The organism is Yersinia sp. J1 (assembly GCF_050586585.1).
Classification (GTDB): Bacteria; Pseudomonadota; Gammaproteobacteria; order Enterobacterales; family Enterobacteriaceae; genus Yersinia; species Yersinia entomophaga.
In genome coordinates this window covers 242,046-260,541 of sequence record NZ_JBOBDP010000001.1, presented here as the reverse complement: position 1 = coordinate 260,541, position 18,496 = coordinate 242,046, and the positions used below count along the sequence as shown (strand labels likewise).

Below are 18,496 nucleotides of genomic sequence, written 5' to 3'. Positions count from 1 at the left end.
AAAGAGTTCGCCCCAAATATGCTATTTTGGCACAGCCAGACGTAGAATAAATCTTCTTGGGCAGTAATCCCGCCCGGATGCCGTTTTTTCAGCCAAAAGGTTCACTTTTTCATGCTATTCACCCTAAAAAAGTTCCTTGGCGGGTTATTAATGCCGCTACCACTTTTACTTATATTAATAGGTTTGGCTTTAATCCTATTATGGTTTACCCACTGGCAAAAAAGTGGCAAGGCGCTGCTCACCCTAAGCTGGTTAGTATTATTGCTTATTAGCCTGCAACCCGTGGCCGATCGTTTATTGCTACCTATCGAAAATAAGTATGCCACTTATCAGGGTAATGATCGGGTAGATTACATTGTTGTCCTCGGTGGCGGCTATACCTTTAATCCGAATTGGGCACCCAGCGCGAATTTATTTCCCAATAGTTTGCCAAGAGTCACTGAAGGTATTCGACTGTATTTACAGCATCCGGGCAGCAAACTGGTATTTACCGGCGGCTTTGGCCCCGCTTCGCAAAGCAGCGCCCGAACCGCTGCGCAGGTTGCTCAAAGTCTGGGCGTAGCGAGCAGTGATATTGTGATGTTGGAAAAACCGAAAGATACCGAAGAAGAAGCGGCAGACGTGGCCACTCTGGTGGGAGATAAACCTTTCCTGTTGGTCACTTCGGCTAATCACCTGCCGCGCGCCATTAATTTCTTTACTGCCAAGGGATTACATCCTATTCCCGCCCCAGCAAATCAATTAGCCATTACCAGCCCGTTACACAGCTGGGAACGCGCTATTCCCGCCGCCAGCTATCTTTATCACAGTGAACGTGCCTGGTACGAAACCTTAGGGAAACTCTGGCAATGGGTGAAATCCCCCGCCGACGCTCCAAGTCATTAACCCTAAGGAAAGGGAAATCAGGCAAGCCAAGGCAATAGTTGGCTGGCTGCGCGATCAAACAGTGGCCGGTCGAAATAGCCGGTGTGAATAAATCGTCCGACTAATTCCCAAAGCGTGTACAGCCAGCGGCGGTAGACAAAAGCCTCAGAAACCGGGGCTTTCTGCAAATAGCGGTACAATAGCTGGCTTGGCATCCCTTCTTCGCTCAGACGGAAAAGATCGTATTCGCGCGGAGCCCACAGCACCGAGCCGGGATTTAACATCGCTAATAACTGATCGCTACGGGGATCTTTCAGCATACTTCTCAGAGTTAAATTACCGTGAATCAGCACGCAACTGTCGTCAAAATCGGCAAAAAGCTGAGATAATCCCGCCCTAGAACGGTATAAAACGGCACGGTCGTCCAGAGTGACTAGCGGTGAGCTGAGGTTGCTTAAACTGGACCATAACACCTCTACCCGCTGTTGATACCAGCTAAACCAATCATTTTCCTGCATACTGTCTACATTGCCGACGCAGCCGTGGCTATCAATGCGATGCCAGGCCAGTACGCCTTCAACGATTTGATCCATCAATACATTCCAGCGTTCTGGCGTCCGTGGGGGCGCTTCCACTGAGACGCCCCTTAGTCGTTCCATTAGCAGAATTTCTTTGTAAGGAGTCTGATGGGTCATCACCAAACCATAGACCGTAGGTAAACGAATATCTCCGTCCCGCGCCAGCATCGACAGTTTATAGGCCTCCTGCTGGGCAATGCCCTGACAAACATAGCTTTTCGCCAATAACGGGATCGCGTGCCCCTGTTTGTCATAAATTGCAAACAAATGGGCATAAGGCTGCTCACTGACACATTCAAGCCGGGTAATGGATTCACCCAATACAATACTTAATTCGGCCTTTAACTGTTCCATACTAGGTTTGCCCATTATGACTGACAGCAGAATGACGATTGCGGTAGAACACCATAATGAGATGAGCTTGGGGATATTTCCAGAATGCAGATCAAACAAAAGCGGGCAAACAACAAAAAGGCGGGGAAATAATTACGCCGGGTGACCAGCACTCCGGCGTTTGGTTTTGCTATCTTTTTACAATTTTGGTTTTACAATCGACCTAGGGTTTCAGCGCGACTTTCTATCTACTTGATTTATTGAGTAGAATATCCCGTACTTTTTGCAGGTCTTCCTGGGTATCTACGCCCACCGCCGGCGCGGCTTTCGCCACGGCAACGTGAATTTTCTCTCCGTACCATAAAACCCGCAGTTGTTCGAGCAGCTCGATCTGTTCCAGCTTACTTGGCGCCCAATTAACATAGCGGCGAATAAAACCGGCGCGATAAGCGTAAATCCCGATGTGACGTAAGAAGCAGTCACCGATGCTGTCTTTAGACTGAGCAAAACGCTCTCTTTCCCACGGAATCGCCGCGCGGGAGAAATACAGCGCGTAGCCCTGAGCATCCATCACCACTTTCACTGCGTTGGGATTAAAAGCTTCTTCGCTGCTTTCAATTGGCACCGCCAATGTCGCCATACCGGCGCTGGAAGCCGCCAGATTGCTAGCTACCTGGCTGATAATCACCGGAGGAATGAGCGGTTCATCGCCTTGTACGTTGACAATAATATCGTCATCAGCGAAACCGTAGCGTTCAATCACTTCGGCCAGCCGCTCAGTACCGGACTGATGATCGGCGCGAGTCAGACAAACTTCGCCGCCTGCGGCCTGCACGGCACGAACCACGTCATCATGATCGGTGGCGACAATCACCCGACTGGCACCAGACTCCAGTGCGCGCTCCATCACATGTACCACCATCGGCTTACCGCCAATGTCCGCCAGCGGTTTACCCGGCAGCCGGGTTGAAGCATAACGAGCAGGAATAATCGCGATAAAACTCATGCGTGCTTCTCATCAACGGAAAGGGCGCGCGCTTCATTCTCCAGCAAAACCGGAATGCCATCGCGAACGGGGTAAGCCAGATTGTCGGCTTTGCACACCAACTCCAGATTTTCTTTATTAAAATACAGTTTGCCATTGCACACTGGGCAAGCAACGATTTCGAGTAAACGGTGATCCATACACCCTCCGAGGACGTGGAGCTATCGACAGCAGGAAAGCGTAAGAGAATAGCATATCCACTCAGGCAGGTTAACCAACTCAATATTCCATTACTGCGAGCGATAACTCATCAAGAACGGCAACAAAGAAAAATGGCATTTTTCGGTGAATGTTATTGATATGTTGAAATACGGGGAGTAGAATTTTGTGACTTACATCACACAATGTATTTCTTGGATTGAAGATGAAACTGTTTCATAAAATCATCGCGATGTTCGCTAACTTTAGTCGTTAAGAATCGAATAAAATTCAGATTTTAATTAACCAAATAAAGAGCACCTGTATTACCATCGCATATCGCAGTATCGGTAAAATACAAACGGCTACCTTGGTAGCCGTTTGCTTTAGAAAGCAATCACATCGGCCGCAGAAGGCCCGTGAATACTTTTGTAAGTGGAGAACTCTACGTTTTGTCCTTCACTTAGTGATTTATTTTTGGTGTTGGCAATTGCCATTTTGCTGACATAAACATCCAGCCCACCATCGAGTGGCGAAATAAAACCGTAGCCTTCCAGCTGGTTGAACCATTTCACCCGACCCATTTTTAACGTCATAATAAATTTCCTTTTACTGGGCATCCTAACAACTCATTTTTATTTATTGTTTAGATGCAGTTGCCCATCCTAAAGTTTTTTGATTAAACCTCTATGAGCTTGAATTAATGAAAAAACCCGCATAATGCGGGTCTTAGAATTTTTAAATATTCAGGTCAACGGTTAGCGCATTTGCTTTACCATTTTTTATCCTAAAATATTTTAAACATTATTAATCTCTGAATTACAGAGCAACAACGTTTGCAGCAGCCGGCCCGCGCGGGCTGTCTTCAACGGTGTATTCTACACGCTGGCCTTCAGCCAGAGTTTTGAATCCGTCAGTGGCGATTGCAGAGAAATGTACGAATACATCTTTGCCACCGTCGTTTTGTTCAATAAAACCAAAACCTTTGCTTTCGTTGAACCATTTAACTTGACCAGTCTTCTTAGACATAAACTTTACCTTCAAAAATATTTATAACTCGCCATAAGGCACTTATTGCTATCTAAAATAGCTGGACTGTATTCAGGAACGTTACTTATGGAAGTTGTTTACCGGAGATTCTTAGAAGGTTCGTCTTTGAAGCGGAATCAAATGATAACGGCTTGGGAGGAACTGCTAGTACTCTTTATACTCTCACTACACACGCTTACACATAAATAGGTCTGCATCACAGGCAGCGGCTATTAACGCATAAAATAAATAGCCGCGCAACTATTTTCTCTTCTATTTTATTGCCGAAATAAGAATCAATGAGAGCTGGCGCATAATTCCTCAATATTCTCCTGCGGGTTGTCCTCGACTCTGCGTTTCCTGCCTAGACTAAAAGGCAGCTTAGCGTTGATGTATCCCTATTTTTTCTAAGCCATTTTCGTACTAAGAAAAACAGTAAAAAATATAGACGATAAAAGGAGTTACCCTATTATGAACACCCCACAGCTGATTCAGCCAGATCAGATTCGCGCTGGATTCTCTCGTGCCATGTCCGAGATGTACCAAACTGAAGTTCCTCTTTACAGCACCCTATTGCAGATTGTTGCCCAAACCAATCAGCAGGCGATAGCTGAACATCCGGAACTGAAAAAACACTTAGCCCGCACTGGCGAAATTGAGCGGCTGAATATGGAGCGGCACGGCGCAATCCGCGTCGGAACCGCCGCCGAACTAGCGATGTTACGCCGCCTGTTTGCTGTGATGGGCATGGTTCCTGTGGCCTATTACGATCTGGCTCCAGCGGGAGTGCCAGTACATTCCACCGCGTTTCGCGCCATCCACGAGACATCGCTTCAGGCCAGCCCGTTTAGGGTATTCACTTCCCTGCTGCGGCTGGAACTGATCGAACAACCGGAATTACGTCAGCTAGCGGCGGAAATACTGGCGCGCCGCACTATTTTTACTCCACGCGCTCTTGAGCTGATTAAACGTCATGAAATCGCTGGCGGTTTGACTCGGCAAGAAGCTGACGACTTTATCACTCAGGCTTTAGAAACTTTCCGCTGGCACAATGCTGCGACCGTGAGCGCCGAGATATATCAACGCCTGCACGACCAGCACCGCCTGATTGCCGACGTAGTCGCATTTAAAGGGCCGCACATTAATCATTTAACGCCACGAACGCTGGATATCGACGCCGTTCAACGAGCAATGCCGGAGCATAGTATTACGCCTAAAGCGGTAATCGAAGGCCCGCCAGCCCGCCGCTGCCCTATTTTGCTGCGCCAAACCAGTTTCAAAGCGTTGGAAGAGCAGGTTGCTTTCCCACAAGCAAATGGACAGAGCATTCAGGGTAAGCATACTGCACGTTTCGGCGAAATCGAACAGCGTGGCTCCGCTCTAACCGCCAAAGGGCGTGCATTATACGATCGCTTATTACAAGCCGCACAGGATGAACTGCAACAGCCCGCCTGTGAGAAAAATGCCAATAGGTATATGGCACTGCTGTCTCATCACTTTAGCGCCTTCCCTGATGATCACGAGGCGATGCGCTCGCAGAAACTGGCCTTCTACCGCTATTTTCCAACGGGGAAAATGCCAGATATCGAGCTAAAAAACCGCAACAGTGCTTCTCTCGACGATCTTATCAATAGCGGTTATATCGACTTTGAACCTTTGGTGTATGAGGATTTTCTGCCAGTCAGTGCCGCAGGAATATTTCAGTCGAACCTGGGAGATAAAGCGCGCACGCACTTTAGCGAACACTCCAGTCGGGAAGCGTTTGAGCGAGATTTAGGCACGCCGGTTATCGATGAACTGGCACTGTATGAAGATACACAGCGCCGCTCGATAGCGGCCTGTGCTCAGATTCTAGGTTTGCCTGAGATTTTATCGGATTAGGTGATGCGCTAATCGTCAGCGCTACGTAGCGAAATAATCCGAGCCAATAATTGCTCGGTCTGTGCTGGCGGTAATTCTGCCGTTACCGGCAGATACCACCAATTAGGCTGAGCAAACTTGCAGCATTTAACCGCATCTTTCTCGGTCATTAACAGGGTTTGACTATCACTGGTCAGACTCTGGAGCTGGGACAGCGAAAAATCCTGATGATCAGCAAAAGCGTGTTCTTTCTCTATCGTAACCCCTAATTGACGTAAGGTTCGGAAAAAGCGTGGCGGATGCCCGATACCAGCCATGGCAACGATATTCTTTAGCTGTTCAGCAGGCAATTGCTCACCAGTCAGAATATTCACCGCATGCCCCGCTTTTAGCAGCATTGGCACTTCTCCCGCAGCCGCGGTTCCGCCGTTCGTGATAATGGCATCCACGGATGCCAATCGCTCAGGCCTTTCACGCATTGGCCCGGCAGGCAACCACCAGCCGTTACCAAATCGACGAACGCCGTCCACCACCACAATTTCGAAATCTCGTTGCAAAGCATAATGCTGTAAACCATCGTCAGTGATAATCACATCAAGAGCATGGTTTTTTAGCAGAGCCTGAATCGCCTCCGAGCGTTTCGGCGCAACGGCTACAGGCGCACCGGTACGTTGGAATATCAACACCGGCTCATCGCCAGCCTGCGTCGTTGGTGTATTTTCATTCAGCACCAACGGGTAGCTATCGGCTTTTCCACCGTAACCACGAGAAACAACGCCAACGCGTTGACCCCGCAGCCGCAGTTGCTCCACCAGCCAGATAACGACTGGCGTCTTGCCGTTGCCACCAGCAGTCAGATTCCCCACCACCACGACGGGTACAGGGGAACGCCAGCTAGTACGCAAACCCAGTCGATAACTGCTTTTTATCAACCAGCTAATCCCACCGTACAGCCAGGATAGCGGTAATAACAGCCAATACAGTCGCGATTCGCCTGACCAGATACGCTCAATCATTGGCCAAACTGCATGCGGCTAAGCTGAGCATAGGCGCCTTGACGAGCGAGCAGCTCGCTGTGTTCCCCACGTTCGATAATGCGGCCGTCTTCAATAACCAGAATTTCATCGGCTTTTTCAATCGTCGACAGACGGTGAGCAATCACCAACGAGGTGCGGTTTTTCTGCAATTCATCCAACGCCGCCTGAATAGCTCGCTCAGATTCAGTATCCAAAGCCGAAGTCGCTTCATCCAAAATCAGAATCGGGCAGTCACGCAGTAATGCGCGGGCAATAGCAATACGCTGGCGCTGACCACCAGAAAGCATCACGCCGTTTTCACCAATCACCGTATCCAGACCGTTATCCATTTTCTCAATAAAGTCCATGGCATAGGCCATGCGCGCCGCTTTTTCTATCTCTGCGCGGGTATATTGTTCATCTCTGGCATAGGCAATGTTATTAGCGACGGTATCGTTGAATAGATGTACGTTTTGCGAAACCAGCGCCACCTGATTACGCAGAGAACTAAGTTTGTATTCCCGCAGGTCGTGGCCATCCATCAGGATACTGCCGGAGCTGACGTCATAAAAACGAGTAATCAGGTTAGCAATCGTTGATTTACCCGAGCCTGAACGCCCTACCAAGGCTACGGTTTTACCGGCTTCGATATGCATATTGATATCTATCAGCGCTGGCGTTTCTTTGCCTGGGTATTTAAAGGTCACATTACGGAAATCGATATCCCCATTTACGCGATCGATTTCTAATTTGCCGTCGTCTTTTTCCTGTTCCATATCCAGAATACTGAATAACGTCTGACAGGCCGCCATACCGCGTTGGAACTGGGCGTTGACGTTAGTCAGAGACTTCAACGGACGCATCAAGGCAATCATGGAAGAGAAAACCACGGTAATAGTACCGGCAGTCAGCGTTTCCATCACGCTTGGGAAACTGGCAGCATAAAGCACAAATGCCAGCGCAAATGAAGCAATCAACTGAATAATAGGATCGGAAATAGAAGAGGCAGAAACCATTTTCATGCCCTGCTGACGCATCCGGTTACTCACGGTATCAAAACGTTCGGTTTCTACTTTTTGACCGCCGAAGATCAATACTTCTTTATGCCCTTTCAGCATCTGCTCAGCGCTGGTCGTCACCTGCCCCATGGTGCTTTGCATATTCTTACTGATATTACGGAAGCGCTTGGATACCATGCGAATAGCGATGGAAACGATCGGCGCAATAACGATTAAAATCAGCGACAGCTGCCAGCTGTAATAAAACATCATGATAAACAGGCCGATAATCGACGCACCTTCTCTCACTACGGTAATCAACGCGCTGGAAGAAGAAGAAGCCACCTGCTCGGAATCATAAGTAATCCGCGACAGCAATGTGCCTGTAGATTGTTGATCGAAAAAAGATACTGGCATGCCCATCATATGGCTAAACAGGCGGCGGCGCATATGCATCACCACTTTGCCCGAAACCCATGAAATACAGTAGCTGGAGATAAAACCGCTGATCCCGCGAACCAACATCAATCCAATAATGGCCAGTGGCATCCACATCAGGATAGAACTGTTCGACTTACCAAAACCATCATCCAGCAACGGTTTTAACAACGACAGCATAAAGGTATCGCTGGCCGCATTCAGAATTAGCGCTATCGCCGCAGCGATAAGACCGGTTTTAAAAGGAGCGATCATCGGCCAAAGGCGACGGAAGGTCTGCCAGGTGGAGAGATCTTTATCATTCATCATTCAAATACCAGTACCAGAAGAAATAGCGGCCTATTCTACTCATTATGGCCCCCAACACCAAATCGCTGGTGGTACCAACGGGGAAATAATTGTTCTCTATAACCTTTAATCTGCCAATCATGGTCTGAGAAAGAGATACTGAGCTGCCCAGAGCGCGATGTATCACGCCAGATAATCCCATTTTCTTTGTAACGATTGATGACTTTTTTCGCTGGCAAGTGCCATTGGTTATAACGTGATGCCGATGCCATAGCTAATTCAGGCTGTACCGCGCGGAGAAAAGGAGCGATAGACGAGGTATTGCTCCCATGATGTGGAACCTGTAGCAACGTAGACCGCAATTTATGGCGGGATGTTTTAACCAGCTGTCGCTCGCTTTTCCTTTCAATATCTCCGGTAAGCAGCAGACTATGCTTGCCCTCTGAAATGCGAATGACACAGGAATCGTCGTTTTGCGCATTTTCGGTCAATTGTGGCGGCCAGAGCACCTCAAAATCAAGCTGCTGCCACTGCCAGCGATCCCCTCGCCGACAGGGTAATAACCCCCTATTGGGTTCAATATTCTTTATGGGAAAAGGTGCCCTCACTTTAGCCATAGGAAAGGCAGCGCGAATCAACTCTAACCCGCCGGAATGATCCAAATGATCGTGACTCAGAATAATATGATCCACCGTTAAACCTCGCCATTTGAGATACGGCAAAATCGCTTTTTCCGCCATGCTGCCCGTCCTCCAGCGATTACCGGTATCAAATATCACCGCCCTGCGTTCCCGCTCTATAACGATGGCTAAACCATGTCCAATATCCAGCATATCAACTCGCCATCGGTGGGTATCTCGCCGTTGAGCGATAAGAATCAAATTGATGCAGAGAGCAATAACGGCGAAAGGATATAAACGCCACCACCGAAAACGCCATATCACTACGCCCAGCCAGCCTAGACAGCCAATCGCCATCGCCGTTTCGCCAGTGTGCTGCCAGCCTGCTTTTAAGTTGTTTAAAGGCAGCATAGCGATCTCTAGCGAGCTATTGGCCAACGACCAGAAGACTTCCGCAAATGAGGAGAAAAATGAAAATACCAATGCTACTAACACCAAGGGAACGGTGATAAATGACACTATTGGCATCGCCCATAAATTCGCGGGAAACGAGGATAGGCTAATGCCATGAAATAGGAGCATTTGCAACGGCATGAGTAACAACATCATCCCAAATTGTAAATGCGCCAGGCGGAGTGGCCAGGCATAGCGATTTTTCGTTAGAAATGGGGAAAGTAGTGGAACCCAGTGCAGCCAAAACAGCAAACTCAGTACTGCCATACAGGATAACCAAAAACTGTCTGATAGCAGTGTTAAAGGCTCACTAAGCAGTATCAGTGCCACCGCCCATAGCCAAACCTGCCAAGGGCTGGATAGAACGCCAAACAGCCGTAAAGCTAACCACAGCGTTAAAACCAATCCTGCCCGCAATGCCGGTGGGTTAGCACCCGCTAGCCAAACATAGGTTAATGCGAGCAGCCACCCGCAAAGTAATGGCAATAAGGGGCCTATCCAGCGCGTCGGAAATAAATATTGAATCGCTCTCGCTAATAAACGGCCAAATAACGCCGCCATAACAATATGTAGACCCGAAATAGCCATAAGATGCGCAGTGCCGGTTTTTCGCAAAGTCTCCCACTGCTGTAGTGATAATTCCCCCCGCTCGCCAAAAGCCAGCGCTAATAGCAAGGACCTCTGACTATAGGACTGCAATTGCCGATCTGTTCTAGAGATGATGTCCTGCCGTAAATGACAATTCCCCTCCAACATCCGCCCAGTGATAATTCGCCCGGTCAGAGGCCGTCGATTGGCCATTGCCCAACGTTGGCTATCGAATCCGCCTTCATTAAGCAAGCTGTGTACTGGCCTCATGCGGATCTTTAGCTGCCAGCGCTGGCCAGAACAGGATGCAGGCCATTTTTTTGGCCAATGGACCGAAACGGAAACCGGTGGAAAGACTCGACGACCATCTGCCTGCTCGATTTTCAATAGCATTCTGGCGCTCTCCTCCCTATGGCTAATTAAAGAAATGCTGGCGACAGTAGCAACGATCAACTTATCTCCCTGAACCATATACTCTATTTGATTCACCAGACCGGCAGCCTGCCAGTTTCCCCATAAAAAGCTCAATATTGGCAAAGCCGCAAACCGAGCGTTTTTATAACCGCTAAGCCACAGGATAATGGCGGTAAACAGCAATAATAAAACTGGCACAGTACCCGGTAAGCGTGGGATAAACATCAGTGGTAGCAAACCTATAATTAACGCCCCAGCACATCGATCGATTGATAACACAGTAAAAAATCATCCTTTGATAATTAGCTATTGGTCTTTTCACAGCATCCTGCCGCTAAGCGTATTTTCAGTATTAAAGCGTGCTTTACCAGCATCAAGACTAAATCCTCCGAGGAGCCTCGAAAGCGAGTTTCAGCGGTTGCAAATACCCAAATGGAATTGCGACAAACTTCAAAAAATAGTGACTAGTTAGAAAGAAATAACGTGAGGAAAACAGCGGATGATTGGTTTAACTCAGAGTGAAAGTGAATACAGGGGGAAGGATTAACTTAAAAAACGAGTTTTTAATTCAGTGCAGGATAAGTGAGCTGGAAATAAAGGCGTTATTTGGCAAAGAGGTTTTTATCAGAATTCGATGATTATAAAAAGAAAAACGGCGCCATAAAGGCACCGTTTCATATTTTCACAAGCAATAACCCGGCTGGTTGCGAACAACTTAACCGTAGATATTAGCGCGATCACGTAATTCTTTACCCGGCTTAAAGTGCGGAACGTATTTACCTTCCAACTCTACTTTATCGCCAGTTTTCGGATTACGACCAACACGCGGAGCACGGTAGTGAAGAGAAAAACTGCCAAATCCGCGGATCTCAATGCGCTCACCTTCGGCTAATGTTCCAGCCATATGTTCAAGCATTTCTTTCACTGCATCCTCAACGGCCTTCGCCGGTACATGAGATTGCTGGCCAGCAAGTCTTTCAATAAGTTCAGACTTGGTCATATTACCTCCAAGCTTTGCAGCTAAACTACCGTATAGGGGCGGAGAAACCGCCCCCCGTTATTACTCGCCTTTTGCAGCTTTGAACGCTTCAGCCATAGCGTTAGAGAAGTTGCTTTCTTCTGGCTTACTGTTAACAGTAGCGATTGCATCTTTCTCATCAGCTTCGTCTTTCGCACGAACAGACAGGCTAATTACGCGGTTTTTACGGTCAACGCCAGTATATTTGGCTTCAACTTCATCACCTACGTTCAGTACCAGCGTTGCATCTTCAACGCGGTCACGAGTTGCTTCAGAAGCACGCAGGTAACCTTCTACGCCGCCTGCCAATTCAACTGTAGCACCTTTAGCGTCAACTGCAGTTACTTTACCAGTAACAATAGCACCTTTCTTGTTCATAGACAGGTAGTTATTGAACGGGTCTTCTGCCAGTTGTTTCACGCCCAGGGAGATGCGCTCGCGCTCTGCGTCAACTTGCAGAACAACAGCTGCGATCTCGTCACCTTTCTTGTATTCACGAACTGCTTCTTCGCCTGCAACGTTCCAGGAGATGTCAGACAGGTGAACCAGGCCGTCGATGCCGCCGTCCAAGCCGATGAAGATACCGAAGTCAGTGATAGACTTGATTTTACCTTCAACGCGGTCGTTTTTGTTGTGAGTTTCTGCAAACAGCTGCCATGGGTTAGATTTGCACTGTTTCAGGCCCAGAGAAATACGACGACGTTCTTCATCGATGTCCAGAACCATAACTTCCACTACGTCGCCTACGTTAACAACTTTAGACGGGTGAATGTTTTTGTTGGTCCAATCCATTTCAGAAACGTGTACCAGACCTTCAACGCCTTCTTCGATTTCTACGAAGCAGCCGTAATCAGTCAGGTTGGTTACACGACCAGTCAGCTTAGTGCTTTCTGGGTAACGTTTAGCGATAGCAACCCATGGATCTTCGCCCAGCTGTTTCAAGCCCAGGGATACACGAGTACGTTCGCGGTCGAACTTCAGCACTTTAACAGTGATTTCGTCGCCCACATTGACGATTTCGCTTGGATGCTTAACGCGTTTCCAAGCCATGTCAGTAATGTGCAGCAAGCCATCAACGCCGCCCAGATCAACGAATGCACCGTAGTCAGTCAGGTTCTTAACGATACCTTTAACTTCCATGCCTTCTTGCAGGTTTTCCAGCAATTGATCGCGTTCTGCGCTGTTTTCTGATTCGATAACGGCACGACGAGAAACAACTACGTTGTTGCGTTTCTGATCCAGCTTGATGACTTTGAACTCAAGCTCTTTGCCTTCCAGATGCAGAGTATCGCGAACTGGACGCACGTCAACCAGTGAACCTGGCAGGAACGCACGGATGCCGTTCAGTTCGACTGTGAAGCCGCCCTTCACTTTACCGTTGATCACGCCGATTACAGTTGCAGCAACTTCGAAAGCTTTTTCCAGAGTCAGCCATGCTTCGTGGCGCTTAGCTTTCTCACGGGACAGCTGAGTTTCACCGAAGCCATCTTCAACTGCGTCCAGTGCAACGTCAACTTCGTCGCCAACCTGAATTTCCAGTTCGCCTTGCGCGTTCTTGAACTGTTCTGCTGGAATTGCGGATTCGGATTTCAGACCGGCGTCAACCAGTACGATATCTTTATCGATAGAAACAACAACACCACGGACGATAGAGCCCGGACGTGTTTCAATTGTTTTCAGGGATTCTTCAAAGAGTTGAGCAAAAGATTCTGTCATGTTAATAATCTTCAGGATTCTTAAGTTTAACGTCCATCGGGCATCCTGCCTAATGGGGTTGTTTCACATGCCTCGCCGTCCATCCTTGGCAGTAAGGTTAATTTGCCCGTTAATAACAAGTTATTAAGAGCTCGGTTCTTGCTACGCTGACGTTATTAACACGACGGCAACGCTAAAACTTTTTGGGCATACGCCAGCGCTTGTTCAATCACCTGCTCGATGGACATACTGGTTGAATCCAGTATTAACGCATCGGCTGCGGGTACTAAAGGCGCTATAGACCGATTACGATCGCGATCATCTCGCTCCTGTATCTCGGCTAAAAGACGTTCAAAGTTAACATTAAAGCCCTTTTCCTGCAACTGTAGCATGCGTCTGTGTGCTCGTTCTTCCGAACTGGCATCAAGAAATATCTTCACTGGCGCATCGGGAAACACTACGGTTCCCATATCTCTGCCGTCGGCAATCAGACCCGGCGCTTCGCGAAATGCCCGCTGACGGCGCAACAGCGCCTCACGAACACGCGGGAAAGCGGCTGCCTGAGAGGCGGTATTACCCACTGTTTCAGTGCGGATAGCATTGCTGACATCCTCACCTTCAAGAATAACGCGTAATTCTCCGTTTTCTGCGACAAAACGGACGTCGAGATGGGCGGCAAGTGGAACCAGTGCCTCTTCGGTGCTGATATCGACCTGATGATGCAACGCAGCCAAGGCTAAAACGCGGTAGATTGCACCTGAATCCAGTAAACGCCATTTCAGCGTTTCAGCCAGTGCTTTACACAGCGTGCCTTTGCCTGCACCACTCGGTCCATCAACGGTTATCACCGGGGCTATCGCCGTCATTTCTCTCTCCTTTCGGTAGGCAAAACCTCTTGTCTACCCCATCGGGTAAACACAGGTGCGACATTATACGCCGCATCTGCGAGAACTGTTACCCTGCGAGGTGTAGTTGCTGAAAATAAAACCACACCACGTTGAATAAGTTTAGGGAAAATTGATGTGTTTTGCTGAACATATTTTCAATTTGTATAAATGGGAAGGTTATCCCGCCCATTTATTAATAAAAAGCATACTTTAATACAAACCATGCTTAAACCAGCAGAATCATGCGGTTTGGCTTAAGCGAGCCAACTGTTCGAAATAGTCAGGGAAGGTTTTTGCGGTACATTTCGGATCGAGAATAGTGACCGGCGTATCCGATAACGCCACCAGCGAGAAACACATCGCCATACGATGATCGTTATAAGTGCCGATCTCTGCCGCGATCAGCTGCGCAGGTGGAAGCACGCGAATATAGTCGTGGCCTTCTTCCACTTCTGCTCCAACTTTACGCAGTTCGGTGGCCATGGCTGCCAGACGATCGGTTTCTTTTACCCGCCAGTTATAAATATTGCGAATGATTGTTGGCCCTTCGGCAAACAGCGCGGTGGTAGCAATGGTCATCGCCGCATCGGGAATATGGTTCATGTCCATATCGATGCCTCGTAACTCCCCTCGGCTACATTCGATATAATCATCACCCCAACGGATGATTGCACCCATTTTTTCCAATACGTCAGCAAATTTGGTATCGCCCTGCACGCTTTTCTTACCGATTCCGGTCACACGTACAGTGCCACCTTTGATCGCTGCCGCAGCGAGGAAGTAAGAGGCGGAGGACGCATCGCCTTCTACCAGATATTCACCCGGCGAACGATAAGTTTGGCCGCCCGCAATATAGAAGATCTGATAGTTTTCGTGCGTCACTTCAACGCCAAAGCTTTGCATCAAATGCAAAGTAATATCGATATAAGGTTTGGAAACCAAATCGCCTTGAATACGAATTTGCGTATCCTGCGCAGCCAAAGGTGCTGCCATCAACAGCGCCGTCAGGAACTGGCTGGATACGCTGCCGTCAACGGTCAGCTCGCCGCCGCGGAAACCACCGCGAATACGCAGCGGCGGATAATTTTCCTGTTCCAGATAATCAATCTGCGCGCCGCCCTGACGCAATGCGTCCACCAAATGGCCTATTGGGCGTTCTTTCATACGTGGCTCGCCGGTTAATATCACGTCGCCGTGGCTCAGGCACAAAGCAGCAGCCAATGGGCGCATTGCGGTGCCTGCGTTACCGAGGAATAACTCTACCGGCTCAGCGGCCAACAGCGGGCTCCCCAGCCCGTCAATCTCACATTGGGTGCGATCGGCGGAAAGACGATAATTAACGCCCAACGTTTTCAGGGCATTCAGCATATGGCGAATATCATCGCTATCTAACAGATTGTTTAGCCGGGTTGTCCCCTCAGCCAGTGCCGCCAGCAGCAGGGCGCGATTAGACACACTTTTGGAGCCGGGAAGATTAACGGTGCCGTCAATCAGCGCGATGGGTTGTAACGTCAGGGATTCCAGCATGGGAAAAACACTCTCCAGTCTTCTATTAATCAACAACCCCGCATGAACGGGGCTGTTTTGAGGCAAAAAATGGCGGCACATACCGCTAAATACATTGGGAAAATAACTGCCGATAAAGCAGGAAATCCCTGAAACGCTATCAGGCATGGCGACGTTCAAAGTCAGCCATAAAATCAGTTAATACTTTAACGCCTTCAATCGGCATAGCGTTATAAATGGACGCCCGCATACCGCCTGCAACCCGATGGCCTTTCAACGCTTGCAGGCCCAACGCTTCGGCTTCACTGAGGAAAACGTTATCCAGTTCCGGTTTAGCCAGTTGGAACGGAATATTCATCCAGGAACGGTTGGCCGTGGCCACCTGATTGCGATAAAAATCGCTGCTATCAATAGCACTATAAAGTAATTCGGCTTTGGCGCGGTTACGTTTTTCCATTTCCACCAGACCGCCCTGCTCTTTCAACCACTTAAAGACCATGCCGGAAAGATACCAGGCGAAGGTTGGCGGCGTGTTGAACATCGAGTCATTCTTCGCCAATACCTGATAATCCAAAATAGACGGCACATGTTTGTGCGCTTTGCCCAGCAGGTCTTCACGAACAATCACCAACGTCAAACCCGCAGGCCCGATATTCTTCTGTGCGCCAGCGTAAATCAGGCCATAGCGGCTGATATCAATAGGACGGGAAAGAATCGATGAGGAATAATCGGCCACCACGATTTTATCGCCAAAATCGGGATCTTCATGGATCGCCACGCCGTCGATGGTTTCGTTCGGGCAATAATGCACATAGGCTGCATCCGCGCTTAACTGCCATTGGCTCATAGGCAGAACGCCGGTCAGACCATCAATTTGTGCTTTAATATCAATAACATTTGGCTCGCAATATTTCTGAGCTTCATTAATGGCGCTGTGTGCCCAATAGCCGCCATCGATGTAATCTGCCGAGGTTTTATCACCCAGCAGATTCTGCGGCACTGCGGCAAATTGCGCTCTGGCTCCGCCGTGGCAAAACAGCACTTTATAATTATCAGGAATTTTCAACAGATCCCGCAGATCCTGTTCGGATTGCTCGGCCACTTGAATGAATTCTTTACTGCGATGGCTGATTTCCATCACTGAGGTGCCAATGCCATGCCAGTTGCATAATTCTTGTTGTGCACGACGCAGAACTTCCACCGGCAGCATTGCTGGGCCAGCGCTAAAATTGTAAACCTGTGTCATTTCCCCTCACCGCTTTCACTGAGATAATCATCGTTTTAACCCATACATCGGTTTTATCATTCGCATTCAACGGCTGCAACGCTTATTCATCCAGAAGGTCGAAAGCGTCCCGGCGTTTTATAGCGGTTCGCCCGCCTATTGGCATTTCATGCAGAATTATTCGCTGAAAGTTAATGACTATGCGACTCACTACGCGATAGATAACTCAATTTGAGCTTGAATGACGTCAGGTGCGCGTTAGCGGCGGGTTTTGGTGCGAAAAAGGATTCGGGATAAAAAGGGGCAGCGAGCCGCCCCCGAATTAATAAAATGAACGACTTAGTAAGTCAGGAACATTTTTTGAATTTCCTGCGGATTTTTGGTCTGCGTTAAGGCTAATTGCAGCAATACGCGAGCTTTTTGCGGATTCAACAGGCCAGAAGCCACAAAACCGTACTTGGTATCGTCAACTTCAGCATCCTGCGTGGTAGAACCGGTTGGTACGCGAGAAGAACGCACCACGGCGACGCCATTGTGTGCCGCAGTTGCCAGAGTGTCGAAGACGCTGTGGTACATGTTGCCATTACCCACACCGGCGCTGACGATGCCCTGATAACCATCGGCGATAAAGGCTTTGGCTGGAAGATCGGACGCGTTTGCATAGCTATAAACGATGCCAACTTTCGGCAAGGTCGTCAGTTTGGTGACGTCAAACGGAGTTTGTTTGTGTTCGCTTGCGTGCAGATAATTCACTTTACCGTCATGGATCAAGCCGACGGTACCGGTGTTTGGTGACTGGAAGGTCTGTACTGAAGTGGTGCTGGTCTTGGTCACATCGCGGCCATCCAATACCACATCGTTCATTGCCACCAAGACGCCGCGCTTGGCTGACTGCGGATCACTGGCAACAACCACTGCATTATAAAGATTCAGTGGGCCATCAGCGCCCATTGCTGTAGCTGGGCGCATTGCGCCAACCACAACCACAGGTTTATCGCATTTTACCGTCAAATCGAGGAAGTAAGCCGTTTCTTCCAGAGTATCGGTACCGTGAGTAATCACAAAACCATCGGTTTTTGCACAGTCTGCATTGATTCTCTTAGCCAGTTTCAACCAGACATCGTCATTCATGTCTTGGGAACCGATATTGACCAATTGCTCGCCGTGTACGTTGGCAATGTTTTTGATTTCCGGAACTGCATTAACCAAGGCATCCACACCAATTTTCCCCGCGGTGTAGTTGGATTTGGTGGCTGAATCGCCGCCGCCAGCAATGGTGCCGCCGGTCGCTAACAGCGTAATATTCGGCATAGCCAAGGCCGAACCACTAATCCCTGCCAAAATCCCTGCCAAAACGGTTAATTTTAAAGACTTCATCTTGCCAACTCCCTTTTTTATAAATGAATGAATTATCCGGTAAATCCACACAAATACTGTGACATATATTGTGCTTTAGGAATACATGGAGCTATCGGCCAAAACCCCGTATGATTGCGCGTTTTT

General features: G+C 48.6%; 16 protein-coding genes. 2 read left to right on the top strand and 14 right to left on the bottom strand.

All coding sequences use genetic code 11. The annotated features are described in order from the left end of the window. Window positions 1–111: 111 nt before the first annotated feature. Window positions 112–885 carry an envelope biogenesis factor ElyC gene (gene elyC / locus ACQ4OC_RS01150; protein ID WP_064512909.1) on the top strand — a complete coding sequence of 258 codons (774 nt, stop codon included), beginning with the start codon at window positions 112–114 and terminating at the stop codon, window positions 883–885. Window positions 886–902: 17 nt separating this feature from the next. Here the strand turns inward: elyC and ACQ4OC_RS01145 are convergent, their stop codons facing one another. From ACQ4OC_RS01145 to cspE, 5 genes are all read right to left on the bottom strand, one after another. After that, a complete protein-coding gene (locus ACQ4OC_RS01145) occupies window positions 903–1,796 on the bottom strand; it encodes a YcbJ family phosphotransferase (RefSeq protein WP_064518209.1) in 894 nt (297 codons plus the stop codon). Between the two features lie 223 nt (window positions 1,797–2,019). Continuing rightward, complete coding sequence (gene kdsB, locus ACQ4OC_RS01140) at window positions 2,020–2,781, bottom strand: 3-deoxy-manno-octulosonate cytidylyltransferase (protein ID WP_430970860.1); 762 nt, start codon at window positions 2,779–2,781, stop codon at window positions 2,020–2,022. After that, on the bottom strand, window positions 2,778–2,960 hold the full coding sequence (locus ACQ4OC_RS01135) for a Trm112 family protein (protein ID WP_004717378.1): 183 nt from the start codon (window positions 2,958–2,960) through the stop codon (window positions 2,778–2,780). Before ACQ4OC_RS01135 ends, kdsB begins: the two co-directional genes overlap by 4 nt. A 384-nt stretch (window positions 2,961–3,344) precedes the next feature. After that, window positions 3,345–3,554, bottom strand: a complete 210-nt coding sequence (locus ACQ4OC_RS01130; RefSeq protein WP_049596502.1) for a cold-shock protein — start codon at window positions 3,552–3,554, stop codon at window positions 3,345–3,347. Window positions 3,555–3,777: 223 nt separating this feature from the next. Next, window positions 3,778–3,987 (bottom strand): transcription antiterminator/RNA stability regulator CspE, encoded by a 210-nt coding sequence (gene cspE / locus ACQ4OC_RS01125; RefSeq protein ID WP_004717375.1) that lies wholly within the window; start codon window positions 3,985–3,987, stop codon window positions 3,778–3,780. Window positions 3,988–4,458: 471 nt separating this feature from the next. Between cspE and hglS the strand changes: the two genes are divergently transcribed. Further along, entirely contained in the window at window positions 4,459–5,868 is a 1,410-nt protein-coding gene (gene hglS / locus ACQ4OC_RS01120) for a 2-oxoadipate dioxygenase/decarboxylase HglS (RefSeq protein WP_430970859.1), read from the top strand. 8 nt (window positions 5,869–5,876) lie between these two features. Here the strand turns inward: hglS and lpxK are convergent, their stop codons facing one another. From lpxK to ansB, 9 genes are all read right to left on the bottom strand, one after another. Further along, window positions 5,877–6,863: a tetraacyldisaccharide 4'-kinase gene (lpxK, locus tag ACQ4OC_RS01115; protein ID WP_064512902.1), complete on the bottom strand. Its 987-nt coding sequence runs from the start codon at window positions 6,861–6,863 to the stop codon at window positions 5,877–5,879. Beyond that, window positions 6,860–8,608: a lipid A ABC transporter ATP-binding protein/permease MsbA gene (gene msbA / locus ACQ4OC_RS01110; protein WP_430970858.1), complete on the bottom strand. Its 1,749-nt coding sequence runs from the start codon at window positions 8,606–8,608 to the stop codon at window positions 6,860–6,862. Before msbA ends, lpxK begins: the two co-directional genes overlap by 4 nt. Before the next feature lie 35 nt (window positions 8,609–8,643). Continuing rightward, on the bottom strand, window positions 8,644–10,887 hold the full coding sequence (locus tag ACQ4OC_RS01105; RefSeq protein WP_430970857.1) for a ComEC family protein: 2,244 nt from the start codon (window positions 10,885–10,887) through the stop codon (window positions 8,644–8,646). 490 nt (window positions 10,888–11,377) lie between these two features. Next, the gene (gene ihfB / locus ACQ4OC_RS01100; protein WP_049596507.1) at window positions 11,378–11,662 is read right to left on the bottom strand and encodes an integration host factor subunit beta; all 285 of its coding nucleotides are present in this window, start codon (window positions 11,660–11,662) and stop codon (window positions 11,378–11,380) included. Between the two features lie 60 nt (window positions 11,663–11,722). Then, window positions 11,723–13,396 carry a 30S ribosomal protein S1 gene (rpsA, locus tag ACQ4OC_RS01095; RefSeq protein ID WP_049596508.1) on the bottom strand — a complete coding sequence of 558 codons (1,674 nt, stop codon included), beginning with the start codon at window positions 13,394–13,396 and terminating at the stop codon, window positions 11,723–11,725. Between the two features lie 155 nt (window positions 13,397–13,551). Then, window positions 13,552–14,241, bottom strand: coding sequence for a (d)CMP kinase (cmk, locus tag ACQ4OC_RS01090; protein ID WP_049596509.1), 690 nt, complete (start codon window positions 14,239–14,241; stop codon window positions 13,552–13,554). A 261-nt stretch (window positions 14,242–14,502) separates the two neighbouring features. Further along, the gene (gene aroA / locus ACQ4OC_RS01085; protein ID WP_064512896.1) at window positions 14,503–15,789 is read right to left on the bottom strand and encodes a 3-phosphoshikimate 1-carboxyvinyltransferase; all 1,287 of its coding nucleotides are present in this window, start codon (window positions 15,787–15,789) and stop codon (window positions 14,503–14,505) included. Window positions 15,790–15,928: 139 nt separating this feature from the next. Continuing rightward, window positions 15,929–17,014 carry a 3-phosphoserine/phosphohydroxythreonine transaminase gene (gene serC, locus ACQ4OC_RS01080; RefSeq protein WP_430970856.1) on the bottom strand — a complete coding sequence of 362 codons (1,086 nt, stop codon included), beginning with the start codon at window positions 17,012–17,014 and terminating at the stop codon, window positions 15,929–15,931. A gap of 318 nt (window positions 17,015–17,332) precedes the next feature. Next, window positions 17,333–18,370: an L-asparaginase 2 gene (gene ansB, locus ACQ4OC_RS01075; RefSeq protein WP_064512892.1), complete on the bottom strand. Its 1,038-nt coding sequence runs from the start codon at window positions 18,368–18,370 to the stop codon at window positions 17,333–17,335. Window positions 18,371–18,496 lie beyond the last annotated feature (126 nt).

Bases quoted from the DNA above. Each gene is read 5' to 3' on its own strand.
- cmk (WP_049596509.1), bottom strand. From the start codon at position 14,241: ATGACGGCGATAGCCCCGGTGATAACCGTTGATGGACCGAGTGGTGCA.
- msbA (WP_430970858.1), bottom strand. From the start codon at position 8,608: ATGATGAATGATAAAGATCTCTCCACCTGGCAGACCTTCCGTCGCCTT.
- lpxK (WP_064512902.1), bottom strand. From the start codon at position 6,863: ATGATTGAGCGTATCTGGTCAGGCGAATCGCGACTGTATTGGCTGTTA.
- serC (WP_430970856.1), bottom strand. From the start codon at position 17,014: ATGACACAGGTTTACAATTTTAGCGCTGGCCCAGCAATGCTGCCGGTG.
- elyC (WP_064512909.1), top strand. From the start codon at position 112: ATGCTATTCACCCTAAAAAAGTTCCTTGGCGGGTTATTAATGCCGCTA.
- ihfB (WP_049596507.1), bottom strand. From the start codon at position 11,662: ATGACCAAGTCTGAACTTATTGAAAGACTTGCTGGCCAGCAATCTCAT.
- ACQ4OC_RS01135 (WP_004717378.1), bottom strand. From the start codon at position 2,960: ATGGATCACCGTTTACTCGAAATCGTTGCTTGCCCAGTGTGCAATGGC.
- aroA (WP_064512896.1), bottom strand. From the start codon at position 15,789: ATGCTGGAATCCCTGACGTTACAACCCATCGCGCTGATTGACGGCACC.
- ACQ4OC_RS01105 (WP_430970857.1), bottom strand. From the start codon at position 10,887: ATGTTTATCCCACGCTTACCGGGTACTGTGCCAGTTTTATTATTGCTG.
- kdsB (WP_430970860.1), bottom strand. From the start codon at position 2,781: ATGAGTTTTATCGCGATTATTCCTGCTCGTTATGCTTCAACCCGGCTG.
- ACQ4OC_RS01145 (WP_064518209.1), bottom strand. From the start codon at position 1,796: ATGGAACAGTTAAAGGCCGAATTAAGTATTGTATTGGGTGAATCCATT.
- cspE (WP_004717375.1), bottom strand. From the start codon at position 3,987: ATGTCTAAGAAGACTGGTCAAGTTAAATGGTTCAACGAAAGCAAAGGT.
- ansB (WP_064512892.1), bottom strand. From the start codon at position 18,370: ATGAAGTCTTTAAAATTAACCGTTTTGGCAGGGATTTTGGCAGGGATT.
- hglS (WP_430970859.1), top strand. From the start codon at position 4,459: ATGAACACCCCACAGCTGATTCAGCCAGATCAGATTCGCGCTGGATTC.
- rpsA (WP_049596508.1), bottom strand. From the start codon at position 13,396: ATGACAGAATCTTTTGCTCAACTCTTTGAAGAATCCCTGAAAACAATT.
- ACQ4OC_RS01130 (WP_049596502.1), bottom strand. From the start codon at position 3,554: ATGACGTTAAAAATGGGTCGGGTGAAATGGTTCAACCAGCTGGAAGGC.